The sequence below is a fragment of the Actinoallomurus bryophytorum genome (assembly GCF_006716425.1).
GTDB lineage: Bacteria > Actinomycetota > Actinomycetes > Streptosporangiales > Streptosporangiaceae > Actinoallomurus > Actinoallomurus bryophytorum.
Window position 1 is genome coordinate 1,559,118 of sequence record NZ_VFOZ01000001.1, and the last position, 23,802, is coordinate 1,582,919.

The 23,802-nt window shown below is 69.9% G+C and carries 20 protein-coding genes and 1 pseudogene; 11 read left to right on the forward strand and 10 right to left on the reverse strand.

Features of this window, described 5'->3' with window-relative positions; all coding sequences use genetic code 11:
- Window positions 1-44: 44 nt before the first annotated feature.
- Both FB559_RS07355 and FB559_RS07360 read left to right on the forward strand, forming a co-directional pair.
- Window positions 45-1,679 carry an NAD(P)/FAD-dependent oxidoreductase gene (locus tag FB559_RS07355; RefSeq protein ID WP_246121398.1) on the forward strand — a complete coding sequence of 545 codons (1,635 nt, stop codon included), beginning with the start codon at window positions 45-47 and terminating at the stop codon, window positions 1,677-1,679.
- On the forward strand, window positions 1,676-3,121 hold the full coding sequence (locus FB559_RS07360; protein WP_141954645.1) for an ATP-binding protein: 1,446 nt from the start codon (window positions 1,676-1,678) through the stop codon (window positions 3,119-3,121). Before FB559_RS07355 ends, FB559_RS07360 begins: the two co-directional genes overlap by 4 nt.
- A gap of 110 nt (window positions 3,122-3,231) precedes the next feature.
- Here the strand turns inward: FB559_RS07360 and FB559_RS07365 are convergent, their stop codons facing one another.
- The 7 genes and pseudogenes from FB559_RS07365 to FB559_RS07395 all read right to left on the reverse strand — a co-directional run bounded on the left by FB559_RS07365 (window position 3,232) and on the right by FB559_RS07395 (window position 10,593).
- Window positions 3,232-3,897 (reverse strand): choice-of-anchor P family protein, encoded by a 666-nt coding sequence (locus tag FB559_RS07365; RefSeq protein WP_141954648.1) that lies wholly within the window; start codon window positions 3,895-3,897, stop codon window positions 3,232-3,234.
- Window positions 3,898-3,976: 79 nt separating this feature from the next.
- Entirely contained in the window at window positions 3,977-4,723 is a 747-nt protein-coding gene (locus FB559_RS07370) for a L,D-transpeptidase family protein (protein ID WP_141954650.1), read from the reverse strand.
- Between the two features lie 1,374 nt (window positions 4,724-6,097).
- Window positions 6,098-6,986 (reverse strand): IS5 family transposase gene (locus FB559_RS07375; protein ID WP_425455054.1). Its coding sequence is split into 2 segments (ribosomal slippage): window positions 6,098-6,593 and window positions 6,592-6,986, totalling 891 coding nucleotides; the frame shifts between segments, so codons are not numbered across the junction.
- 47 nt (window positions 6,987-7,033) lie between these two features.
- A pseudogene (locus FB559_RS07380) lies at window positions 7,034-7,920 on the reverse strand (IS5 family transposase).
- Between the two features lie 471 nt (window positions 7,921-8,391).
- On the reverse strand, window positions 8,392-8,778 hold the full coding sequence (locus tag FB559_RS07385; RefSeq protein ID WP_141954653.1) for an SCO5389 family protein: 387 nt from the start codon (window positions 8,776-8,778) through the stop codon (window positions 8,392-8,394).
- A gap of 206 nt (window positions 8,779-8,984) precedes the next feature.
- The gene (locus FB559_RS07390) at window positions 8,985-9,953 is read right to left on the reverse strand and encodes an ATP-binding protein (protein WP_185792080.1); all 969 of its coding nucleotides are present in this window, start codon (window positions 9,951-9,953) and stop codon (window positions 8,985-8,987) included.
- 136 nt (window positions 9,954-10,089) lie between these two features.
- Window positions 10,090-10,593, reverse strand: coding sequence for a Fur family transcriptional regulator (locus FB559_RS07395; protein WP_141954658.1), 504 nt, complete (start codon window positions 10,591-10,593; stop codon window positions 10,090-10,092).
- 305 nt (window positions 10,594-10,898) lie between these two features.
- Here FB559_RS07395 and FB559_RS07400 point away from each other — a divergent pair, with 305 nt between their 5' ends.
- Both FB559_RS07400 and FB559_RS07405 read left to right on the forward strand, forming a co-directional pair.
- The gene (locus tag FB559_RS07400; protein WP_246121400.1) at window positions 10,899-12,029 is read left to right on the forward strand and encodes a S53 family peptidase; all 1,131 of its coding nucleotides are present in this window, start codon (window positions 10,899-10,901) and stop codon (window positions 12,027-12,029) included.
- Window positions 12,030-12,123: 94 nt separating this feature from the next.
- Window positions 12,124-12,312 (forward strand): hypothetical protein, encoded by a 189-nt coding sequence (locus FB559_RS07405; RefSeq protein ID WP_141954661.1) that lies wholly within the window; start codon window positions 12,124-12,126, stop codon window positions 12,310-12,312.
- Window positions 12,313-12,347: 35 nt separating this feature from the next.
- On the opposite strand, the gene FB559_RS07410 is transcribed toward FB559_RS07405, so the two are convergent.
- Window positions 12,348-13,319 carry an aldo/keto reductase gene (locus FB559_RS07410; RefSeq protein WP_141954663.1) on the reverse strand — a complete coding sequence of 324 codons (972 nt, stop codon included), beginning with the start codon at window positions 13,317-13,319 and terminating at the stop codon, window positions 12,348-12,350.
- 33 nt (window positions 13,320-13,352) lie between these two features.
- Entirely contained in the window at window positions 13,353-14,285 is a 933-nt protein-coding gene (locus FB559_RS07415) for a LysR family transcriptional regulator (protein ID WP_141954665.1), read from the reverse strand.
- A gap of 145 nt (window positions 14,286-14,430) precedes the next feature.
- Between FB559_RS07415 and FB559_RS07420 the strand changes: the two genes are divergently transcribed.
- The 3 genes from FB559_RS07420 to FB559_RS07430 all read left to right on the forward strand — a co-directional run bounded on the left by FB559_RS07420 (window position 14,431) and on the right by FB559_RS07430 (window position 18,252).
- Window positions 14,431-15,318 (forward strand): FAD binding domain-containing protein, encoded by an 888-nt coding sequence (locus tag FB559_RS07420; protein WP_141954667.1) that lies wholly within the window; start codon window positions 14,431-14,433, stop codon window positions 15,316-15,318.
- Complete coding sequence (locus FB559_RS07425; protein ID WP_141954670.1) at window positions 15,315-15,809, forward strand: (2Fe-2S)-binding protein; 495 nt, start codon at window positions 15,315-15,317, stop codon at window positions 15,807-15,809. The genes FB559_RS07420 and FB559_RS07425 overlap by 4 nt, the downstream gene beginning before the upstream one ends.
- 64 nt (window positions 15,810-15,873) lie before the next feature.
- Window positions 15,874-18,252 carry an aerobic carbon-monoxide dehydrogenase large subunit gene (locus tag FB559_RS07430; RefSeq protein ID WP_141954672.1) on the forward strand — a complete coding sequence of 793 codons (2,379 nt, stop codon included), beginning with the start codon at window positions 15,874-15,876 and terminating at the stop codon, window positions 18,250-18,252.
- A gap of 115 nt (window positions 18,253-18,367) precedes the next feature.
- Here the strand turns inward: FB559_RS07430 and FB559_RS07435 are convergent, their stop codons facing one another.
- On the reverse strand, window positions 18,368-19,099 hold the full coding sequence (locus FB559_RS07435; protein ID WP_246121401.1) for a GntR family transcriptional regulator: 732 nt from the start codon (window positions 19,097-19,099) through the stop codon (window positions 18,368-18,370).
- A 153-nt stretch (window positions 19,100-19,252) separates the two neighbouring features.
- On the opposite strand from FB559_RS07435, the gene FB559_RS07440 reads away from it, so the two are divergent.
- From FB559_RS07440 to FB559_RS07455, 4 genes are all read left to right on the forward strand, one after another.
- Window positions 19,253-19,978 carry a DUF969 domain-containing protein gene (locus tag FB559_RS07440; protein WP_141954677.1) on the forward strand — a complete coding sequence of 242 codons (726 nt, stop codon included), beginning with the start codon at window positions 19,253-19,255 and terminating at the stop codon, window positions 19,976-19,978.
- Window positions 19,975-20,943, forward strand: coding sequence for a DUF979 domain-containing protein (locus tag FB559_RS07445; RefSeq protein ID WP_141954679.1), 969 nt, complete (start codon window positions 19,975-19,977; stop codon window positions 20,941-20,943). Before FB559_RS07440 ends, FB559_RS07445 begins: the two co-directional genes overlap by 4 nt.
- Window positions 20,944-20,967: 24 nt before the next feature.
- Window positions 20,968-21,972 (forward strand): DUF2891 domain-containing protein, encoded by a 1,005-nt coding sequence (locus FB559_RS07450; protein ID WP_141954682.1) that lies wholly within the window; start codon window positions 20,968-20,970, stop codon window positions 21,970-21,972.
- Between the two features lie 117 nt (window positions 21,973-22,089).
- Window positions 22,090-23,667, forward strand: a complete 1,578-nt coding sequence (locus FB559_RS07455; RefSeq protein WP_141954684.1) for an MFS transporter — start codon at window positions 22,090-22,092, stop codon at window positions 23,665-23,667.
- Window positions 23,668-23,802 lie beyond the last annotated feature (135 nt).

A 23,802-nucleotide genomic window follows, 5' to 3' on the forward strand; every position in this document is an offset into this window, starting at 1 on the left:
GGGCTGGGATACTCCGTCTTATGGGGATGCCGATCTTGTTGACCGTGGATGACGATCCGTCGGTGTCCCGGGCGGTCGCCCGTGACCTGAGACGCCGGTACGGACAGAACTTCCGGGTGGTGCGAGCCGACTCGGGACCGGACGCTCTCGACGCGTTGCGGGAGATCAAGCTGCGGGGGGAGACCGTCGCCGCGATGCTCGCGGACTACCGGATGCCGCAGATGGACGGTATCGCGTTCCTCGAACAGGCCATGGACCTGTTCCCGCACGCACGCCGCGCCCTGCTGACCGCGTACGCGGACACCGACGCCGCCATTCAGGCGATCAACGTCGTGGACGTCGACCACTATCTGCTCAAGCCGTGGGACCCACCGGAGGAGAAGCTCTATCCGGTGGTGGACGCGCTGGTCGAGACCTGGCGAGCGGTCGGGGACCGGCCGGTCGAGGAGACCAAGGTGGTGGGCCACCGCTGGTCGGCACCCACCTATGAGATACGTGACTTCCTGGCCCGCAACTCGGTGCCGTACCGCTGGTACTCGGTGGACGAACCCGAGGGATGCCGGCTGCTCGATGCCGCGGGCGCGGGGCCGGAGGACATTCCGGTCGTCATCACGCCGGACGGCAAGGCCCTGCGGGCTCCGACCGGCGCGGAGATCGCCGCGGTGGTGGGCCTGTCCACCGAGCCGGCGGCCGAGTTCTACGACCTCGTCGTCATCGGGGGCGGCCCGGCCGGGCTCGGCGCCGCGGTGTACGGCGCGTCGGAGGGACTGCGGACCGTTCTGGTCGAGCGCAAGGCGACCGGCGGGCAGGCCGGGCAGAGCTCCCGGATCGAAAACTACCTGGGCTTTCCGGACGGTGTTTCCGGGAGCCAGCTGACCGACCGGGCAAGGCGGCAGGCGCGCAAGTTCGGTGCCGAGGTGCTCACCGCCAGGGACGCGGTCGCCCTCGAAGCACGTGGCTCCGCCCGCGTGATCACCTTCAGCGACGGCACCGAGATCGCGGCGCACTCCGTGGTGCTGGCGAGCGGCGTCGCGTACCGGGCGCTCGACGCCCCCGGTCTCGGACAGCTCACGGGCCGCGGCGTGTACTACGGGTCGGCGGCGACCGAGGCTCAGTCGTGCAGCAACGAGGACGTCTACATCGTCGGCGGGGCGAACTCCGCAGGTCAGGCCGCCGTTTTCTTCTCCCGGTACGCCCGCAAGGTCACGCTCGTCGTCCGCGGCAAGTCGCTCGAACAGTCGATGTCGCACTATCTGATCGAGCAGATCAGGGCCATCGAGAACATCGAGGTACGCGAGGGCACGACCGTCGTCGAGGCACACGGCGAGGAACACCTCGAACGCATCTCGCTCTGCGGGGGCGACCCGAACAAGGTCGAAACCGTCTCGTGCGGGCACCTGTTCGTGTTCATCGGCGCCGCCCCGTACACGGACTGGCTGGGCGACGCGATCGTCCGTGACCCCCACGGCTTCGTCCGTACCGGACCCGATCTGCTGGCCGAGGGCAGGCGGCCCTCCGGCTGGAACCTGGACCGGGATCCGTTGTACCTGGAGTCCTCGATTCCGGGGGTGTTCGTCGCGGGCGACGTACGTTCGCAGTCGGTCAAGCGGGTCGCGTCGGCGGTCGGCGAAGGAGCCATGGCGGTGACACTGGTGCATCGGTATCTGGAGGAGCGATGAGCACGTTGTCGCGGGACGAGCTGCGTACGCTCTTCCTCTTCGAAAAGCTGAACGACGAACAGCTGGACTGGGTCGCCGAGAAGAGCGAGGTCGAGCCGTACGCGGCCGACACGGCGATCCTGCGTGAGGGCGATCCGGCGACCTGCTTCTACGTCCTGCTGTCCGGGACGCTCCGGATGACACGCACCGTCCACGGCGACGAGCTGGAGATGGTGCGCACCGACCAGCGCGGGGCGTACTGCGGAGCCACGCAGTTCCTCATGGGCATGCGCGGAGACCAGCGGTACGCCGCCTCGGTGCACGCGGTCACCGACCTGGAGTTCCTCTCGCTGCCGGCCGCGGAGTTCGGCGAGCGGTTCACCGAGTGGTTCCCGATGGCCGCCCATCTGCTGGAGGGCATGTTCCTCGGTCGCCGCAACACGGACGCGGTGGTGGGTCAGCGCGAACGCCTGCTCGCCCTCGGCGCGCTGTCCGCCGGCCTGACCCACGAGCTGAACAACCCGGCCGCAGCGGCCGTCCGCGCGACCTCCTCGCTGCGGGAGCGCGTCGCGGGGATGCGTCACAAGCTCGCGCTCCTGGCGCGGAACGACATCGAGCCGAGCCTGCTCGAGAAGCTGGTGGACGTACAAGAGATGCTGGTCAAGCAGGTCTCCAGCGCTCCCAAGCTGACCGCGATGCAGGCCTCCGACCTCGAGGACGAGATCTCCGACTGGCTCGACGACCACGACGTCACGGACGGATGGGACCTCGCCGCGCTGTTCGTCCCGGCCGGTATCACGGTGGAAAGCCTGGAAGAGGTTCACGAGGCGGTCGGCGAGGGGTTCTTGAACGCCGCGCTTCGCTGGCTCGGGTACGCGGTGGAGACCGAGTCCCTGATGGGCGAGATCGAGGACGCCACGACGCGGATCTCGACGCTGCTCAGCGCCGCCAAGCAGTACTCCCAGATGGACCGGGCGCCGTACCAGTGGATCGACGTGCACGACGGCATCGACTCGACGTTGATCATGCTCACGGGCAAGCTGAGCCATGTCGAGGTGGTCAAGGAGTACGACCGGTCGCTGCCCGAGATCCCGGCGTACGCGGGCGAGCTCAACCAGGTCTGGACGAACCTCATCGACAACGCGGTCGCCGCGATGAACCGCAACGGCAAGCTGACCATCACCACCAGCCGCGAGGGTGAGTGCGCGATGGTCGAGATCCGCGACAACGGTCCGGGCGTACCGGCCGAGATCAGCCAGCGGATCTTCGAGCCGTTCTTCACGACCAAGCCGGTCGGCGAGGGCACCGGGCTCGGCCTGGACATCTCATGGCGGATCGTCGTCAACAAGCACCGAGGCGATCTGCGACTGCGGTCCGAGCCGGGTGACACGCGATTCCAGGTGCTCCTCCCCCTCACCGAGCGCGATCAGCATGAAGAGACGGACTCACAGTCGTCCTCGTGACTCCGGACGCCGGGAAAGAACAGGCCCCCGCGCCGGCTGCGACGCGGGGGCCGTGATCGGCCGCTGAGGTCCGGGCGTACCGGACCGCGAGCCGTTGACGCGTACGGGCGTCAGCCCGTGACCGGGAGATCGCTGGGGACCGGAACCGGCTTGGGAGCCTCGCCGGGCGCCGCCGGAGCGTTGGCGCACGTGGCGGAGGAGATGTCGATCACCTGGCTCTTGCCCAGCGCCTGGACCGCCAGCTCGAGCGCGGTGACCGTAACGCCGCCATCGGGGTTGCGGACCTGCTTGTTGACCGTCACCTGTACGCCGCCGAGCCCCTCGATCGGCACGGTGATGCGGCTGTTCGGGGAGGCGCCCGCCTGAATGGCCCGGCCTGCCAGCCGTACGTCCACCAGCCGGGAGGAGCCGGCACCGTCGTCGCAGCGGGCCGTGATCAGCTTCGCGGACAGCACCGCCTTGGGGCTGATCGCGGCCTTGGCGATCTTGAGGTCGACGACGCTGGCCTCCGCGTGACCGGGCACGGCCTTCGTACGCAGGACCGAGAACCGCACCAGCGGGTTGCCCGGCAGCGAGAGGAGGCTCTTGGTGTTCGGGTGTGAGGCCGAGGAAACCGAGGGGGTCTGCGGAACGCTCAGCAGCCCGTTGGCCGAGAGGCCGAACGCCGAGGAGACGGCGCCGCCGCCGGTCGCCGAGGCCGGCACGATGATGGCCGCGACCGCCACCGGTGCCGCGAGGGCTCCGAGGATCGCCCCGTATTTCACGTGTTTACGCATTGAGGTTTCTCTCCTAGGGGGTGAAGACTTCCCAGCCAGGAAGCCGGAACTGAAAGGCTGTTCGTCGAGTCGGGCCGGGCTAGTTCGAGATGGTGACCGGCGTCCCGAGCGGAACCTTGGCCAGCAGGTTGAGCGCGTCCGCCGGGACACGTACGCAGCCGTGCGTGACCGCCTGACCGAACACCGACTTTTGGGGCCAGCCGTGGAACGCCACGGTGCCGGGCCCTCCTCCGAACGTGTCGAGCGACTCCGAATGCGCGCCGACCGGAAGGATGAGCGGGCTGTACGTCGGCTTCGACGGAGCCAGCGAGGCGAGGATGAACGTACGTCCTGCCGGGGTCGGCGTCTTGGGGGCACCCACCGCGACGGTCCAAGTGCCGAGCGAGCGCCCGGACTTGAGGAGAGAAAGCCGTCGTGCGGAGGTGTCGACCTTGACCGTGTAGGGGCTCTTGGCCTTCTGCACCTTGTCGCTGGCGATCCAGCCGGTAGAGCCGTTCGGGCGGCTGGGCAGCAGCACCCGGTCCCAGCCCGGTTTGGTCTCCACGACCGGAACCCAGGTGGGGCCGCCCAGCTCCTTGGCGGGCAGCGTCGCGACGGGCGGACCGCCGGGGGTCGCGGAGACGGGCAGCGCCGTGGTCGGGTGCGCCACGGTGCCGTCGGCGCCCGCGCCACTGTCCTTGGCGATGTTCTTGAGGGTCGCGAACGTCGTCGCCTGCGGCAGCTTTCCTGCAGCCGGCGCCCCGCCGGACGACGATGCCGGGTGGTCCTTGCTCTTTCCACCACAGCCCGTCACGAGTAGCGCGATGGCCGCCGCACCGGCTGCCATCACCGTCAAACTGCGCGAGCCACCGACCGGCGAATGCGACGGAACCGAACGGCCGAGGCGAGCCCGCGGGAGGCGATTGCTCACGGAAACTCCAAAGATCACGGTATTTGAAACCTGTGGGATGAGGGGGCCTCACGAGACCCAATGTCTCGCAGGAGAGTCACATAACTACCACATGTAACGATGCCCCGCAGGCGGAGTGAGATAAGAAGCCGCGACCCCAGTCGGTCTATGCCTGACTTATGAATAAGTGTCCGATTACTAGCCCCACCGCCACTCGACGCGAGCCCCCGGGCCCGACCGCCGACCCGACGCCCCCGAACGCGAGCCGAGGGAGAGCCACCGCGCCGGGATCGCCGTACGTCGGAGGTTCCGTGATCGGTGCGATCCGGGTGAGTCCCTCCGCCATCCCGGTCGGCCGGCAGCCGCAGCGACGGATCCTTGGTAAGCAGACGCGGGCACGGGAGAGTCGGGCGCGGAAGGCGGGTGTCTCGACTCCCGTTGCGTCGCCCAACGGGCCAGGACACGCATCAGCTTCCAAAGCCCGACACTGCACTCACCTCACCTCGCGCGCGCCCGCACGACGATGCCTCCACTACCCGGACACGCGACTCCTCAGAGAGCTACCACCTCACCCATTCAGCGAGGCGACGCCAACCCGCTACGCCTGTGATCGGCCGGCGCTGCCGAGGGCCGAGTGGCAACTCCGCATATCGACACGATGGGCCAAGCCGTGCGCCACCGCTCTCAACCGGCGGAGCCCCTCACGCTGACACCATCGCGCTCACCTCGAGTAGCCAGATCTGCGCAAGTCCATCGGCCCCACGGCCGAATCAGTGGGCGTGAGCGCAGGCGCGGGCGCCGGGTGCCTTGGTGCTGGGCCGATGCGGAGCGCGAGTGTGGGGCGCGGGGTACCGGGCTTGGGGCCCGGAATGCGGCGTGGGCTGCCGGGTGCGGCGCAGAGTGCGGTGCAGGTGCAGGATGCCAAGTGCGGTGCGCGGGTGCAGGACCCGGCGCGGGTGCAGGGTATCGGGACGCGACACCCCTGGCTGCCGGTGCCGAGTGCGGGACGCGGGTGCGAGACCTGGGGGTTCGGGCACCGCCGGTTGCCAGTGCCGAGTGCGGAGCGCGAATGCACGACGCGGGTGCGCGACCCGACGCGGGGGCGCGCGGCACGGCGCACGGCACAGGCACCGCCGGTTACCGGCGCCGAGTGCGGGGCGCGGGTGCGGACCGAGAGCGCGGAGCGCGGGACTTGGGGCGCAAGATGCGAGGCGCGGCCGAGGGGTGAGACGCGGGCGCGAATGCCGGGTGACGGGTGATGGTGCCGAGTGCGAAGGGCGGGCAGCGGAGGGGGACCGCTAGGGTCTGTCCTCAAAGCCATATGAGCAGGGTGGCCAGGTCGATCATCCCTTGGTAGGACTGGGCGGTCTTGTCATAGCGGGTGGCGATGGCGCGGTACTGCTTGAGCCGGTTGAAGCAGCGTTCGACGACGTTGCGCCGGCGGTAGACGCGGGGGTCGAAGGCGGGTGGCCGGCCCCCTTGTGAGCCGCGGCGCCGACGGCCGGCTTGCTGGTCGACTCGTTCGGGGATGGTCGCAGCGATACCACGGCGGCGCAGGTAGGCGCGGATCGCGCGGGAGCTGTAACCCTTATCGGCGATCACCCGCACCGGACGCCGCCAAGGCCGCCCGGGCCGCTGCGCGGGGTGACGGCGGATGCAGATCCCGGCCATCACCTGCTCGAACATGGTGCAGTCATTGACGTTCCCGCCCGTCAGCACGACCGACAGGGGCCGACCGTGACCATCACAGGCAAGATGGATCTTTGTCGTGACACCGCCCCGGGACCGGCCGATAGCATGATCAACTGGTTCGGCCTGCCCGACCGGCGATTGTGCCCCCTGTGCGGCCGGCCGCCAGACGACGGGCTCCGGCGGCGTGCTGATGGGCCCGCACGATGGAGGAATCCACCGACACCTCCCGGTCCAGTTCATCGATCGCCTCGGCGATCACCTGCGCCTTAGAGACCAGCATCGTGAGCGTGCCGTTACGAGACCAGCGCCAAAACCGGTTGTAGACCGTCTTCCACGGCCCGTACCGCTCCGGCAGATCCCGCCAGGCCACCCCGGTCTTGGCCTTGAACAACATCCCATTGATCACCCGCCGGTCATCCACCCGCGGACGCCCAGCAGCACCCGAAACAGGCAGCAACGGCTCAATCACCTGCCACTGCTCATCACTCAACTCATGCCTACGCACCACAAACCAAGATCAAACCAGACCAACCCAGCCAGCTTTGAGGACACGCCCTAGGGCCTGTTTTGTGGATCTTGGTTGAGCCACAAGATGAGGCTGGCTATGGTCACCACACTCCGGTAATGAGCGGCGAGTTTTTCGTAGCGAGTGGCGAGTCCGCGGAAGCGTTTGAGGTGGCCGAAGCAGCGTTCGACGACGTTGCGGCGCCGGTAGGTCTCCTTGTCGAAGCCGCAGCGGCGCCAACCACGCCGGGCGCGGATGGCGAGTTGGTCACGGCGTTCGGGGATGGTGTGCGGGATCCGGCGGCGGCGCAGGTAGATGCGGATCTTGTTGGTGGAATAGCCCTTGTCGGCGATGAGGTGGGTCGGCCGGACGCGCGGCCGCCCCGCGTGGGTGCGGGGGATCCGGATCGCTTCGATGACCTGGATCAGGCGGGTGCAGTCGTTGATGTTGCCGCCCGTGATGACAAAGGACAGCGGCAGGCCGCGTCCGTCACAGGCCAGGTGGATCTTGGTGGTCAGCCCGCCGCGGGATCGTCCGAGCGCCCGGTCCGTTTGGTGATCTTGCTGCCCGTTCGTCCCGGCAGGGTCCCCTTTTTGCGGGCGCCTGCGGAATGCTGATGAGCGCGCACGATGGTGGAGTCCACGCACACACCCGTCATGTCCACCTCACCGATCGCATCATCGCGGATCTGGACGTGTTCGAGCAGGCGGTCCCAGGTCCCATCGGCTGACCAGCGGCGGAACCGTTGATAGACCGTCTGCCAGGGCCCGTAGCGTTCCGGGATGTCCCGCCAATCAGCGCCCGTGCGGATCTTCCACACGATCCCGTTGACCACCTGCCGGTGATCCCGCCACCGCCCGCCCTGACGCGGATGAGCAGGCAACAACGGCTCGATCCGCGCCCACGCGGCATCACTCAACTCATGACGACGCACCATGACACGCCATCAACCCACACTCACCGACCAAGATCCACAAAACACGCCCTAGGCCCGCGCCGCTCGTGCAGGTTGCGCACTCTTCTGCCGCCACGCTCATCCGAGGGACCGACGCGCGTGTCCTCCCCAGCCCGGCGATGCGGTCGGCGCAGCCCAGCGCGGGAGGGCCGAGGCCCCCGCGTGCCAGGGCCACGGATCGGCGCCGTGGGGGCGGCGTTCGAGTTCCGTCACCACTCTCATCCACTTGCGGGCGGGGCGTTCAGGGCGGCGGGGCCTTCATCGTCGGGGTCAGAGCCCTCCTCGGGCTCGCGCCGTCGCCCGGGTCAGGTCCCGTCTCCGCCGCGAATCGGTGGGCGTTGGCAGTTCGGGCGCATGTTCTGGAGTCCGGCGCCGCTCGTCCCATGCGGGCGCCGGCTGGTGTGCGGTGGTGGTGCCCGGACCGGTTCGGGGGGCGGTCCGGGCGGCGTCTCGTCAGCAGTCGACGAGTTCGGGTGACTGGTTGAGGATCTGTGCGCGGGTGGTGACGAAGTCCTCGTAGGCCGATCGTGCGTCAGGCCGGAACGCGGCGGCGCGGTGGCAGTTCTGGAATGCCAGGCGGACGTCGAAGTGTCGTTCTATCGCGGAGCGCATGGCGTCGCTGGCCATCATGCGCAGGAGCTGTCCGCGTGCCTGCTCGTCCGGTGGTGGGGTCTGGTTGTCGGCGAACTCCGCGTCGCCGGTCCTCAGGTCCTCGATCAGGCCGGTGACGACCTTCCACGCGTACGGCAGGGAGTCGCGGATGCAGTCGATGAACGCGGCGTCGTCGACGTCGCCGCGCTGGGCCTCCTGGACGAGTTGGGGGGACACGGTCAGCGACATGGGTTCTCCCGTCGGGTCGACCACGCTTTCGGTAACGGTTTTCATCTTCCATAAGGGGTGCAGAGAAATCAACCGCCTCCGTGTGTCCGTTCATGGCCGCGTTTCAACCGGTCAACGGCATAAACCGCCTTACGCGGCGACCGTTACCTCGGGACGCGCAAGACCGACCCCCGACCGACGCCGTGAGCGGACGCCGGGGACGCGCGCTACGAACTCCCGGCCATGAGTGACGCTCCCCCGAGAGCGAAGCCGGGATCGACCTGGGCCTCGAGGTCTTCGCCTACGGCGGCGTTCGCCCACGCTCGGGCGTTCTTCACGTGGAACTCGATCGCCTGCCGGGTGAACTTCTCCCAGTCCTTCGGCTGCGCGTCGACCTCGGTGCGGAGCGTCGCCAGCGCGGCACGGTCGTGTTCGTCCAGGTCCTCGATGTCGAACGGGCGGCCCTGCTCCAGGCCGCGCACCGCCGCCGACTGCCCCAGGCAGCACAGGAGCGCGTCGCCGACGTGCTCGCGCAGGAAGGCCACGTCGTCCAGGCCGTGCACCTTGTTTCCGACCACCCGGAGCACGACGTCGTAGTCCTTGGCGTATTCGACCCACTGGCGATAGACGGCGACGCCCTTGCGCGTGGGCTCGGCCACCAGGAACGTCAGGTCGAAGCGGGTGAACATGCCGGAGGCGAAGGACTCCGCGCCCGCCGTACAGTCGACGACGACGTAGTCCCCCGGGCCGTCGACGAGATGGTTGAGGTAGAGCTCGACCGCTCCGGTCTTGGAGTGATAGCAGGCCACGCCGAGATCCTCATCGGTGAACGGCCCGGTCGCCATCAGACTCGCCCCGGCCACGTCGACCGAGAGCCGAGAGTGGATGAAATCGTCGCCGCGCGGCCGCAGAAGCTTCGAGCCCGCGCCCGGTGGAGTCGTCTTCACCATCGCGCGCGGCGAGGAGATCCGCCGGTTGGCGCCGCGCAGGTACGTCTTGATCTCCAGCAGGTGCTCGCCCATGGCGGGGATCGCCGCCGCCTCGTCCTCGTCGAGGCCCAGCGCGACTCCGAGATGCTGGTTGATGTCGGCGTCGATGGCGACCACCGGCGCCTCGGCGGCCACCAGATGCCGGATGAACAGGGACGACAGCGTGGTCTTCCCGCTGCCGCCTTTGCCGACAAAAGCGATCTTCACGGTCCCTCCCGGCACGCCGGCACGGCGCTCGAGTAAACGACTACTCAGTGTGATGAGAACGGGCGAGCATCGCCACAGGGCGTCGCCATCTGTGGAGAACATTGCCCACTGTAGCGAAAGTGAAAACCGTTTTCAGCTACTCGCCCGCAGGCCGCCCAGCCGCCCCAGCCCCAGCCCCAGCCCCAGCGGCAGCGGCAGCGGCAGCGGCAGCGGCAGCGGCAGCGGCAGCGGCAGCGCAATCGGGGCACACCCCGAAGACCTCCACCGTGTGATCCACGTCGACGAAGCCGGCGTCCGCCGCGACGCGCGAGGCCCACTGCTCCACCGCGCGCCCTTCGACCTCCACGCTCCGCCCGCACGAGCGGCAGGTGACATGGTGATGGTGGGCCCTGCTCGCACAGCGGCGATAGAGCGTCTCGCCGTCCTCGTCCCGGATCGTGTCGACCGCGCCGTCCTCGCTGAGCACCATGAGATGGCGGTAGACGGTCGTCAGGCCGATGCGTTCACCCCGGCGGCGGAGCTCGGCATGGATGTCCTGCGCGCTGCGGAACCCGGCAAGGCTCTCGAGGGCGGTGGCCAGCGCCTCGGCCTGTCGTGTCCCGCGGACCCGAGTGCCCCGAACAGGCTGTGACGTCCCCACCCCCGCACCGTAGCAGCGCCGCCCCGCCCCTCCCCCGGGCCGCGGAGAGCCACCGGCGAGGGCTCCCAGAGAATCGGGTCATTCGCCGCTTAGGTCCAGGTGAGATGCGGACCGTACGGTCAAGAGAAGGCAAAGACGCCGTGCCCTCCCCGTACGGCCTGCCTATCGTCCGCGAGACGCATCGCTGACCGTGGTGCCACAGGTCAGGCGGCACCCACCCGCTGAAAGGGAGCAGGATGTCACCCCCTACCACCACCTTCGCCCGATGTACGGCGGTCACGTGCCTCATGCTGCTCCCCTTATTCGTGCGTGCCACGCCCTCCACCGCCGCCCCGGGCCCCGCCGCCGTACCGGTCAGGCGAGCCTGCGCCGTCCCGACGCGCAAGGACCAGATGGCCTGCCTCGCGCTCGTCCGCACCGATACGTCCCACGGCCTGCGGCCGCAGGCCGCACCCGCCGGTCTCGGGGCGTCCGACCTGAGAACCGCCTACGCCCTGCCCGCGGGCGGGTCGGGACGGACGGTCGCGATCGTCGCCGCCTACGACGACCCGAAGGCCGAGGCCGACCTGGCGACCTACCGGTCCCGGTACGGGCTCCCCGCCTGCACCACCGCCGGCGGCTGCTTCACGAAGGTGGACCAGACCGGCGGTCACCACCTGCCGGCCGCCGACCCCGGATGGGCCGAGGAGGAGTCACTGGACCTCGACATGGTCTCGGCGATCTGCCCGGCCTGCCACCTCCTGCTCCTCGAGGCGAACCGGCCGGTCATGGGCGATCTCGGTACGGCGGTCCGCACGGCGGTATCCCTCGGCGCCGGATACGTCTCCAACAGCTACGGGGCGGACGAGCGCGCCACCGACGCCCGATCCGACGCCTCCTACTTCGACCATCCCGGCGTCGCCATCACGGTGGCCTCCGGTGACGACGGGTACGGCGTGGAGTACCCGGCCGCCTCCCGGTACGTCACGGCGGTCGGCGGCACCTCGCTGACCAGGGCGTCCAACGCTCGCGGCTGGAGCGAGACCGCCTGGAACGGCGCGGGCTCCGGCTGCTCCTCCTACGACGCCAAGCCCTCGTGGCAGGCGGGCACCGGGTGTACGCGGCGGAGCATCGCCGACGTCTCGGCCGTCGCCGACCCGAACACCGGCGTGGCGGTCTACGACTCGTACCGGTCCGGCGGCTGGCTGGTCGTCGGCGGTACGAGCGCCTCGGCGCCGATCGTCGCCGGCATCTACGCCCTCGCCGGACCGGTGGCGCCGGGCTCGTACCCGGCATCCTTCCCGTACGAGCACACCGGCGCGCTCAACGACGTCACCTCCGGCGGCGGCTCCTGCGCCCCGTCGTACCGGTGCACGGCGAGCACCGGATACGACGGCCCGACCGGGCTCGGTACGCCGCGCGGCGTCAAGGCCTTCGCCGACGACGGCACTGACTGAAAACCGGTCGCTAAGAGCGGAGGCAGCGGGCGCTCTGGTCGCACCCGGAGGTGTCCCCGCCTTCGGCTACTTCGACGACGACACCAACCGCCACGTGCTGACCGAGGTGCGCCAGCGCGCTCAGGCCGGGCGGGCTGCTCGCGATGGCGTCGGCCTGCTCACCTTCACCGAGCTGCGGGGCTGGTTGCGGGACGCCGGGTTCGACGAGGTCACCGGCCACGACGAGAACGGTGACCCGCTGTGCCCGTACAGCCGGCGGATGATCGTGGTCGCCCGCCGCTGATGACACCGCGGCGGGGGGCCACACCCGGGGGTCGGTCAGCGGAACCCGACGATCGAACGCGGCGTGTAGTGCTCCTCGATCCGGGCGACCTCGTCATCGCTCAACGACAGCGTGAGGGCGGCCACCGCGTCGTCGAGGTGCGAGGCCTTCGTCATGCCGACGATGGGCGCGGCCACGGACGGGTGGCGCAGGACCCAGGCCAGGGCGACGTGAGCGGCCGCCACGCCGCGGGAGGAGGCGACCTGCGCCACCGCTTCGACGATCTTGCGGTCGCCCTCCTGGTACAGGGACTTGCCGAACTCGTCCGTCTCGCTGCGGGCGCTGGTCGCGTCCCAGTCGCGGGCGAGGCGGCCTCGTGCCAGCGGGCTCCACGGGATCACGCCGATGCCCTGGTCGGCGCACAGCGGCAGCATCTCGCGCTCCTCCTCGCGGTGGAGGAGGTTGTAGTGGTTCTGCATCGTGCTGAATCGCGTCCAGCCGTGCTGCGCGGACGTGTAGAGCGCCTTGGAGAACTGCCACGCGTACATCGACGACGCGCCGATGTAGCGCGCCTTGCCCGCCTTCACCACGTCATGCAGGGCTTCGAGGGTCTCCTCGATCGGGGTGTGGTGGTCCCAGCGGTGGATCTGGTAGAGGTCGACGTAGTCCGTGCCCAGCCGCCGCAGGCTGTTGTCGATCTCGCTCATGATCGCTTTACGGGACAGGCCCGCGCCGTTCGGGCCCTTGTGCATCCGGCCGTGCACCTTGGTCGCCAGGACGATCTCGTCGCGCCGGGCGTGCTCCCACAGCAGCCGCCCGGTGATCTCCTCGCTGGTGCCGTCGGAGTAGACGTTCGCGGTGTCGAAGAAGTTGATGCCGGCTTCGAGCGCGCCGCGGATGAGCGGGCGGGCCTCTTCCTCGTCGAGCGACCAGGGGTGGCCGCCGCGGCCGGGCACGCCGAAGCTCATGCACCCCACGCAGATCGGCGACACGTCCAGCCCTGTCGAACCCAGTTTCACGTAGTCCATGAAGTCAGTCTCTCTCCGCGCGCCGCCGCGGCGTCAACTCCAGATCGTCACGTACACCGGCGGGCGGAACCGTGACGGCGGAGAGCCGGTCCCCGCCGACTGCATGAGGTGCATGGCCTCCGGGGTGCCGAGGAAACGCCGGAACGCCCCGGCCGTCGCCGACCGCCGCTCGGACGTGAGCGTCGTCGCGTACCAGGCGCCGGCCACGGGAGTGACGGGCGTGGTCACCACGACCAGGTCACCGCGCCGCAGCTGCGGGGCGACGAGATGGGCGAAGGCGGGCGCGACGCCGGCGCCGTCCGCGGCGGCGGTCCAGGCGGCCGTCTGGTTCGGGAACACACGGATGCGGGAGTCGGGCACCCGCAACCGCTTCAGCAGCCGGCCCGTGTCGCTCTCGTCGTCGGTGCCGGCCGGGTCGACCAGCCAGATCACGTCACTGCGCAGCGGTCTGCGCCCGGACCCGACGACGATCAGCTTCGTCCGCAGGACCGGCTCGCTGACCAGGCTCGGGTCCGTACGCAGGGGGGGTCCGAGCGCGAGGTCGCTCAGGCGGTTCGCGACGAGCACGGCCATCTCGTCGGTGGCGGCCACCCCGGCGGAGCCGTCGACCTTCCTGGCGGACCTCGTGACGAAGGCGTCGATGAGCGGGCCGCTGACGAACTCGGCGATGGTGCTGCTGGCCACGATCCGCAGCGGCTCCGGCGCTCCCTGCGCCGCGCGTACGGTCGCCTCCGCCTCGGCACCCAACGCCACCATCTGGGAGGCGATGCCCAGCAGCCGGGTGCCGCCCGGGGTGAGGGTCATGCCCGACGGGCCGCGGGTGACGAGCGGGTCGCCGAGATGCTGACGCAGGGCACTGAGTGCCTGCGAGACCGCGGGCTCGCTCACGTCGAGGGTGCGTGCCGCCGCCTTCACCGAGCCCAGCCGGGCGACCAGCACGAAAACGCTCAGCTGCGTCAGGGTCACGAACGTCAGTGTGAACCCTCCGTGGCCTGGTTGTTAAGGGATCGATTATCCGGATGTTGTGCGTGTGCCCCTCTAGGGGCGAAGCTCATGACGACGCGCCCCGCGGCGGTGAACGCTGCCGTGGCACAGATCCCTGGGGAGGGCCATGCAGGTTCCCTCGCATTTCGAGTACGAGCGGGCGGCCGATGTCGAGGAGGCGCTCGCGCTACTCGCGAGGTACGGACCCGAGGCGCGCGTGCTCGCCGGGGGCCACAGCCTGTTGCCCATGATGAAGCTACGGCTCGCCGCGCCGGACGCCCTGATCGACATCAACGACGTCAGTGAGCTGTCCTACATCCGCGTCGAGCGCGACGAGCTGCTCGTGGGCGCGCTCGTACGCCACGCGGAGCTGCTCGACTCGCCTCTCGCCGCCGAGCATTTCCCGATCTTCGGTGATGCCGAACGCGTCATCGCGGATCCGCTCGTACGCAACCGCGGCACCATCGGCGGGTCGCTCTGCCAGGCCGATCCGTCCGAGGACCTGTCCGCCGCGTTCGCCGCGGTACGGGCGTCGGCCGTCATCCGGAACGCCGAGGGCAGCCGTACGGTGCCGTTGCGCGAGTTCCACGTCGGCCCGTACCAGACGGTGGTCGGCGACGGTGAGCTGCTGACGGAGTTCCGGGTGCCGATCAGACCCGGGGCAGGCGGGGGGCGGGGACGACACGGCAGCGCGTACGAGAAGGTGGACCGGCGGGCCGGCGACTGGGCGCTCGCGGCGGCCGGGGCAGCCATCTGGCTGGACGGCGGAAAGGTCGCCGATGTCGGCATCGGCCTGACCGCCGTGGGCGCCAGGCACTTCGTCGCCGCCGAGGCGGAGGACTACCTTCGCGGACGCCCCGCCGACGACGAGTCCTTCGCCCAGGCCGGGCGGATCGCGGCCGAGCACTGCGAGCCGTCGGCCGACCAGCGCGGGCCGGCCGACTACAAACGGCATCTCGCCGGCGAGCTCACCACACGAGCGCTGCGGCGTGCGGCGGAAAGAGCGCGGACATGAAGATCACGGTCACCGTGAACGGCGAGGAGTACGAGCGTGACGTGGAGCCCCGGCTGCTGCTGGTCCACTTCCTGCGCGACGATCTGGACCTGACCGGCACCCACTGGGGCTGCGACACCTCCAACTGCGGTGTCTGTGCCGTGTGGCTCGACGGCGTGCCGGTGAAGTCGTGCACCGTGCTGGCGGTCATGGCGGACGGCAAGAACGTCCGCACCGTCGAGGACCTGGAGCGTGACGGTGAGCTCGATCCGGTGCAGAAGGGGTTCACCGAGTGCCACGGCCTGCAATGCGGCTTCTGCACCCCGGGCATGCTGATGACCTCGCGCTGGCTGCTGGACCACAACCCCGATCCCTCCGACGAGGAGATCCGGGTGGCGATCTCCGGTCAGCTGTGCCGCTGCACCGGCTACGAGAACATCGTGCGGTCCGTACGCTGGGCCGCCGAGCATCCGACCACGTGGGACCTGCAGGAGCCGGACGTGACCGTATGACCGAGCGAAGCGAGGGAATCGGCAAGCACAGCACCCTGGTCACTTTTCCGACGCAGGAGGCCACATGACTCATACGGCCGGGACTCCCCGGCACCACGGCTTCGGCCCGATGCGGCGCAAGGAGGACGCGAGGTTCATCCGCGGCCGGGGAAAGTACGTGGACGACATCAAGCTCCCGGGCATGCTGCACGGCGCGATCCTGCACAGCCCGCACGCCCACGCGAGGATCCGGTCCATCGACGTGGGCGCCGCCGAGGCCCACCCGAAGGTCAAGGCCGTGATCACCGGCGAGACCCTCGAAGCGATGAACCTCGCCTGGATGCCGACGCTGTCCAACGACGTCCAGGCCGTGCTCGCCACCGACAAGGTGCGCTTCCAGGGGCAGGAGGTCGCGTTCGTCATCGCGGAGGACCACTACTCCGCGCGCGACGCGCTCGAGCTCATCGACGTCGACTACGACCCCCTCCCCGTGGTCTCCGACGCGCGTACGGCGATGGACGAGGACGCGCCGGTGATCCGTGACGACCTCGAGGGCCGTAAGGACAACCACATCTTCGACTGGGAGGCCGGCGACCGCGCGCGTACCGAGGAGGTGTTCGCCGTGGCCGACGTCGTCGTGTCCCAGGACATGCTCTATCCCCGCGTGCACCCGGCACCGCTGGAGACCTGCGGCATCGTCGCCGACATGGACAAGGTCACCGGAAAGCTGACCGTCTGGGCGACGACGCAGGCACCGCACGCGCACCGCACGCTGTACGCGCTGGTCGCCGGCCTGCCCGAGCACAAGATCCGGGTGATCTCACCCGACATCGGCGGCGGGTTCGGCAACAAGGTCGGCATCTATCCCGGCTACGTGTGCTCGATCGTCGGCTCCATCCTCACCGGCAGGCCGGTGAAGTGGGTGGAGGACCGGTCCGAGAACCTCATGACCACCTCGTTCGCCCGCGACTACCACATGAGCGGCTCGATCGCGGCGACGCGAGACGGCAAGGTCCTCGGCGTACGGGTGAAGACCCTCGCGGACCATGGCGCGTTCAACGGCTCCGCGCAGCCGACCAAGTTCCCGGCCGGGTTCTTCCACGTCTTCACCGGCTCCTACGACATGCAGGCGGCGCACTGCGAGGTCACCGGCGTCTACACGAACAAGGCGCCGGGCGGAGTCGCGTACGCCTGTTCGTTCCGCATCACCGAGGCGGTCTACCTCGTCGAGCGCCTCATGGACCTGCTCGCCGCCGAGCTGGACGTGGACCCGGCCGAGCTGCGGATGAAGAATCTCCTCCAGCCCGAGCAGTTCCCCTACACCTGCGCGACGGGCTGGGAGTACGACTCCGGCGACTACGCCACGACGCTCCGCCTCGCCCTGGAAATGGCGGGATACGAGGCCCTCCGCAAGGAACAGGCGGAAAAGCGGGCGCGAGGCGAGCTGATGGGCATCGGGATCAGCTTCTTCACCGAGGCCGTCGGCGCCGGCCCCCGCAAGCACATGGACATCCTGGGATTCGGCATGGCCGACGGCGCCGAGCTGCGCGTCCACCCCACCGGGAAGGCCGTGCTGCGGATCTCGGTGCAGACCCAGGGGCAGGGCCACGAGACGACGTTCGCGCAGATCGTCGCGGAGGAACTCGGCATCCCGGCCGACGACGTCGAGGTGGTGCACGGCGACACCGACCAGACGCCGTTCGGGCTCGGCACCTACGGCTCGCGCTCGACCCCGGTGTCGGGAGCCGCGACCGCCGTCGTGACGCGGAAGGTACGGGAGCGTGCCCGGCTCGTCGCCGGGGCGATGCTCGAGGCCGACCCCGGTGACCTGGAGTGGAGCGAAGGACGCTGGTTCGTGCGCGGCGACCCGAACTCCGGCGTGACGATCCAGGAGATCGCCATGGCCGCGCACGGCAGCGTGGAGCTGCCCGAGGGCGTCGAGGGCCATCTCGACGCGACCACGGTCTACAACCCGCCGAACCTCACCTACCCGTACGGCGCCTACATCTGCGTCGTCGACGTCGACGCCGGCACGGGCAAGGTCTCCGTACGGCGCATCATCGCGGTGGACGACTGCGGCGTCCGCATCAACCCGATGATCGTGGAAGGCCAGGTGCACGGCGGCCTCGCGGACGGCATCGGCATGGCGCTGATGCAGGTCATGGCCTTCGACGAGGACGGCAACCATCTGGGCGCGTCGTTCATGGACTACCTGCTGCCGACCTCGATGGAGTGCCCGTCGTGGGAGCTGGGCGCGACCGTCACCCCCTCACCCCACCATCCGCTCGGCGCCAAGGGCGTCGGCGAGTCGGCCACGGTCGGCTCACCTCCGGCGGTGGTGAACGCCGTGGTGGACGCGCTGAAGCCGTACGGAGTCCGGCACGCCGACATCCCGCTCACGCCGGCGAACGTCTGGCGCACCCTGCAGGGCCGTCCGTTCCGTACCGACCTGGCCATCACCTGACCGATCATCCAGGGCATTGCCGCCCTGGTCACCGCCTACCGCGACCGGACCGGCGTTCGTCGCCCACGTCGGCGCCCTGCGCCGGCTCATCGAACAGAGCGAGGCCGGCTGATCGTCACGGGCCGGTGCGGCCGCGTTCGGCGATGCCGCCGAGGAGCTGGGCCTCGGCGTCGTCGAGGTAGGCGGTCAGCGCGTCGGCGGCGTCGGTCCCGCGGCCCCGCTCGATGAGGGTGACGATCTCGGCGTTGCGGCGGACGTACGGCTCGTGGAAGCGGTGCGGGTCGTCCATCACGTGGAAGACCAGCCGCAGCTCGGCGAGGATGCGGCGCATCAGGTCGTTCAGCCGGCGGCTGCCGGCCAGCGCGACGATCGCCGAGTGGAACCTCAGGTCGGCGGTGCCCACGTCGTTCCAGCGCTCTTCGGTGGCCGCGACCTCGGCGGTGTCCACCGCCGCCCGGATCTCGGCCACGGCCTCCCGCCCGGCTCCCCCGGCGAGCACGGCGGCGCATTCGACCAGCCGCCGCGTGGTGTAGATGTCACGGACGTCGTCGGCGTCCAGGGTGCGCACGAACACGCCGCGGTGCGGCTCGTGGATCACCAGGCGTTCGTGCGCGAGCAGCCGAAACGCCTCGCGGAGCGTGTTGCGTGAGACGCCGAGCGCATCGGCGGCCGCGTGCTCGGCGAGCTGGGTGCCCGGCGGCAGGGCGCCTTCGATGATCTGTGTGCGCAGGGCGTCCGCGAGTTTGGAGACCGTGCTGGTCCGGTCGAGCAGGACGCGCGCACCGGACAGCCCCGCCAGGCGCGACCCCAGGGTTTCGGACCCTGCCGTGGAGCCTTCGCCGGACACCTCCGCATCATCGGAATCGCCGGAATCCGGTCCGACAGAAGAGGTCTCTTTCGCCATATTGCCCCCTTGCCGGATTGCTCAACAATACGTACCGTACCCGCAACGGCTGCGCCCTGTCTGCCCCTAGTCCCCTACTCGGGAAGGAGGGCGGTCGTGCTCGTACTCATCGGCGTTCTGCTCGTCGTCATCGGATTCGCGCTACGGCTCAACCCCCTCGTCGTCGTCACGGTCGCGGGCATCATCACCGGATTCCTCGGCAAGCTCTCGCCGGTGGAGATCCTCAACGCCTTCGGCAACGGTTTCGCGACGAGCCGGTCGGTCACCCTGTTCATCCTCGTCCTGCCTGTCATCGGCCTGATCGAACGCTTCGGCCTCCAGGAGCAGGGCCGGCGGCTGATCTCCAGGCTCGCCGCCCTCACCACCGGCCGCCTGCTGCTCCTCTACCAGCTCATCCGCCAGGTCAGCTCGGCGCTGGGGCTGGCCACGATCAACGGGCCGGCGGCACTGGTCCGCCCGCTGATCTATCCGATGGCCGAAGGCGCCGCCGAGCGGCGCTTCGGCAGGGCGCTTCCCGAGGCCATGCGAGAGAAGGTCAAGGCGTACTCGGCCAGCGCGGACACGGTGGGGCAGTTCTTCGGCGAGGACATCTTCGTCGCCATCGGCTCGATCCTGCTGATCACCGGCTTCGTCGACACGACGTACCACCTGAAGCTCGACGCGTTGAACGTCGCGCTGTGGGCCATCCCGACGGCGATCTGCGCGTACGCGATCCACGGCACGCGTCTCTTCCTCCTGGACCGCCGGCTCGACCGGATGGCCAAGGAGGCGGGTCTCATCACGCGACCGCCGGAGCCCGAGGCACAGGAGGCCGGTCGATGATCAAGGTCGAGTGGTTCTACTGGCTGTGCGGCGCGATCTTCATCGCGGTCGCGGCCCTGACCTTCGCCGACGCGACCAACGCCAGGCGGCATGGCAGCGGCGCGTTCTGGGGGCTGCTCGGCGGCGCCTTCATCTACAGCACGTTCGTGGTGCACAAGACCGCTCCGGCATGGGTACTGGGGCTGGCCGTGATCGTGATGGCGCTGCTGGTCGCGACCGGTCAGCTCGGCCGGGGCGAAACCCCCGGACCGACGCGGGCCGAGCAGGAGGGCGGCGCCGACCGGTTCGGCAACCGGCTCTTCGTCCCCGCGCTGACGATCCCCGTCGTAGTGATCATCTTCGCCGTCGGCCTCGCCAAGATCCACGTCGGTGACGAGCCGCTGCTGGAGAAGTCTTCCGAGACCCTGATCGGCCTCGGCGTCGCCTCGATCCTGGCGGTCGTCATCGCGTTCGTGATGCTGCGGCCGAAGTCCCCTCTCGCGCCTCTGCAGGAGGGCCGGCGGCTGCTAGAGGCGATCGGCTGGGCCGCGGTGCTCCCGCAGATGCTCGCCACGCTCGGCCAGTTGTTCGTCGCGGCCGGGGTCGGCGACCAGGTCGGCCGGATCACCAAGAACGTCCTCCCGGACAACTCGCTGATCGGCAGCGTCCTCGTCTACTGCGTCGGCATGGCGCTGTTCACCATCATCATGGGCAACGCGTTCGGGGCGTTCCCGATCATGACCGCCGCGATCGGGTATCCCGTGCTGGTGCAGCACTTCGGCGGCAACGCGGCCGCGGTCTTCGCGATCGGCATGCTGGCGGGGTTCTGCGGCACGCTGTGCACGCCGATGGCCGCCAACTTCAACATCGTCCCGGCGGCGCTGCTGGAGATGAAGGACAAGTACGGGCCGATCAAGGCCCAGATCCCCACCGCGATCCCGCTCCTGGCGTGCAACGTCGCACTCATGTACTTCCTGGCTTTCTGACCCTTCTTTCGGAGGAGGTGGCCGATGACCGCGCTCACCGAGGTGGCCGCGCGCTACGCGTGTGTGGCCGCGAGCAACATCGCCACAGAGTTCCCGCACGCCACCCAGCACGTGGTGCGCCGGCGTGACGAGGCGTCCCGGCCCCGCGAGCTGCATCCCGCGTTCCACGGTTCCTACGACTGGCACTCGTGCGTCCACATGCACTGGCTGCTGGTCCGGCTCCTGGGCGAGCTGCCGGACGAGGTCGATCCCGACCAGATCCGCGACACACTCGACGCGACGCTGACCGTACCGGCGGTCGAGGCCGAGGCGGCGCACCTGCGGGCGAACCCGTCGTTCGAGCGTCCGTACGGCTGGGCCTGGGCGGTCGCCCTGGCCGCCGCGTGCGAGACCTGCCCGGACCCCGCCGCTCGCCCGTGGGCGGCGGCGCTGAGCCCGCTCACCGAGGCGATCGAGGAACTCTCCGTCGGCTGGCTGGACCGTGCCGTGGCCCCGGTCCGGCACGGTGTCCACTCCAACACCGCGTTCGCGATGGCGCTCCTGCACGAGAGCGGCACCATGCTGGGCCGTGACCGGCTGGTCGCCATGATCGGCAAGCGGGCGGTGGACTGGTTCGGCGACGACCGCGACTATCCGGCGGACTGGGAACCCAGCGGCCAGGACTTCCTGTCACCGGCGCTGTGCGAGGCGGACCTGATGCGCCGCGTCCTGCCGGCCCGCGACTTCCCCGACTGGCTCGCCGGCTTCCTGCCGGGCCTGGCCGAAGGCCTCCCCAGTGCCCTGTTCACTCCGGCCGGCGTGCAGGACGGAGCCGACGGCCAGCAGGTGCACCTGTACGGTCTGAACCTCTCCCGCGCCTGGCAGTTCCGCCTGCTGGCCGGCGCCCTGCCCGAGGACGACGCGCGTACGGCACCCCTGCGCGAGGCCGCCGGGCACCACAGGGACGCGAGCCTCCCGTACGTCACGGGCCAGGGCTTCGTCAGCGACCACTGGCTGGCCACGTTCGCCTACCTGGCCCTGACCTCCTGACGGATTCACCCGACAGGTTCGGCGGTGGAGCAGGCCCGGCCCGCCCGGCTGACGGCTCGTCAGGCACGGTCAGCGGATGGTGCGCAGGCGGTCAGCGGTGGCGGCGAATGTCACGGCATGGACTCCTCCGCTCCCATCGGGACCGCCCGCAAGTGGGCGACGCTCGCGATCTCGTGTCTGGCCGTGCTCGTCCTCTCCATCGACCTGACCGCGCTCCACCTGGCCATCCCCAACCTGATCGACGACCTGAGCCCGTCCGGCACGCAGATCCTGTGGATCGCCGACGTGTACGGCTTCGCGCTCGCCGGGCTGCTCGTCACCATGGGCGGCATCGGCGACCGTATCGGCCGCAAGAAACTGCTGCTCATCGGCACCGCCGCGTTCGCCGCCACGTCGGCGCTGACCGCGTACGCCACCAGTCCGGAGATGCTGATCGCCGCGCGGGCCCTGCTCGGGATCGCCGGCGCGACCATCATGCCGTCCACGCTGTCGCTCACCCGCAACGTGTTCACCGACGCCAAGGAGCGCACCACGGCGGTCGGCATCGGCAGCGGCATCGGCGCGCTCGGGGTGGGGCTCGGACCGATCATGGGCGGAGCCCTGCTGGACCACTTCTGGTGGGGATCGGTGTTCCTCATCAACGTGCCGATCATGGCCGTCGTGTTCGTCGCCGGGCTGTTCGTGCTGCCCGAGTCGCGCAACCCCCGCCCCGGCCGCATCGACGTGCCGAGTGTGCCGTTGTCGATCATCGGTGTCCTGGGCGTCGTCTACGCCATCACCGAGGCCGGCCACAGCGGCATCGCCGAGACCAAGGTCGGGGTCGGCTTCGTCATCGGCGTCATCGGGCTGGCGGCGTTCGTGTGGCGGCAGTCCCGGCTGTCCGTGCCGCTCATCGACATCCGGCTGTTCCGTAACCCGGCGTTCTCCGGGTCGATCGGCGCGAACCTGTTCGCCATGTTCGCGCTGGTCGCGCAGTCCCTGGTCTTCTCCCAGTACTTCCAGCTCGTCCTTCACTGGTCACCGCTGCAGGCCGGCCTGGCCGGGCTGCCGGGCGGCGTCGCGGCGGCGGTCGGCGGAGCGGCGCTGGCCGCGCCGCTGATCACCCTGATGGGCCGCGCCCGTGTCGTCGCGCTCGGCCTGGCGATCTCCGCCGTCGGGTTCGCGCTGTACACGCTGACCGGCACCGAGTCGGACTACTGGACGCTCCTGCTCGCGATGATCCCGTGCGGCCTGGGCGTCGGGATGGCGATGACCGTCACCGGCGACACGATCCTGGCCTCGGTGCCCAAGGACCGGGCGGGCGCGGCCTCCGCGATCTCCGAGACCGCCACCGAGCTCGGCGGCGCCCTGGGCTTGGCCGTACTCGGCAGCGCCCTGACCGCCGCGTACCGCACCAGCCTCCGGCTCCCCGAGGGTCTGCCCGCGGGTGCCGACCGCGGTGTCCGTGACTCGATCGGGGGCGCCCTCGAGATCGCCGCCACCCTGCCCGTACGGCTCGCCACGCAGGTCACCGGCGCCGCCCAGCACGCGTTCGTGGACGGGATGCACACCGCGGTCCTCTGCAGCGCCGGGCTCTCCGCGCTGACCGGCCTGGCCGCCCTGTTCGCCCTCCGCACCGTCCCCAAGGTCATCCCCGAACACCTCGAAGAGGCCGACCCGGCCCCGGAGGACGGGTACCTGACACCCGCCGGCTGACACCGGGCACCCCGGAAGGGCCCGCCTGGCGGGCCCTTTCCGCGCGGCGTCCCTGGTTTTCGGCGGCGACGGGACTCCCATCGCCCGATCTTCGAGCCGCGACCCCTTGCGCTCGTCCCGGACGCGGCTCATCAT

Bases quoted from the DNA above. Each gene is read 5' to 3' on its own strand.
- FB559_RS07430 (WP_141954672.1), top strand. From the start codon at position 15,874: ATGACTCATACGGCCGGGACTCCCCGGCACCACGGCTTCGGCCCGATG.
- FB559_RS07360 (WP_141954645.1), top strand. From the start codon at position 1,676: ATGAGCACGTTGTCGCGGGACGAGCTGCGTACGCTCTTCCTCTTCGAA.
- FB559_RS07450 (WP_141954682.1), top strand. From the start codon at position 20,968: ATGACCGCGCTCACCGAGGTGGCCGCGCGCTACGCGTGTGTGGCCGCG.
- FB559_RS07370 (WP_141954650.1), bottom strand. From the start codon at position 4,723: ATGGCAGCCGGTGCGGCGGCCATCGCGCTACTCGTGACGGGCTGTGGT.
- FB559_RS07410 (WP_141954663.1), bottom strand. From the start codon at position 13,319: ATGGACTACGTGAAACTGGGTTCGACAGGGCTGGACGTGTCGCCGATC.
- FB559_RS07385 (WP_141954653.1), bottom strand. From the start codon at position 8,778: ATGTCGCTGACCGTGTCCCCCCAACTCGTCCAGGAGGCCCAGCGCGGC.
- FB559_RS07420 (WP_141954667.1), top strand. From the start codon at position 14,431: ATGCAGGTTCCCTCGCATTTCGAGTACGAGCGGGCGGCCGATGTCGAG.
- FB559_RS07455 (WP_141954684.1), top strand. From the start codon at position 22,090: ATGGACTCCTCCGCTCCCATCGGGACCGCCCGCAAGTGGGCGACGCTC.
- FB559_RS07425 (WP_141954670.1), top strand. From the start codon at position 15,315: ATGAAGATCACGGTCACCGTGAACGGCGAGGAGTACGAGCGTGACGTG.
- FB559_RS07365 (WP_141954648.1), bottom strand. From the start codon at position 3,897: ATGCGTAAACACGTGAAATACGGGGCGATCCTCGGAGCCCTCGCGGCA.
- FB559_RS07445 (WP_141954679.1), top strand. From the start codon at position 19,975: ATGATCAAGGTCGAGTGGTTCTACTGGCTGTGCGGCGCGATCTTCATC.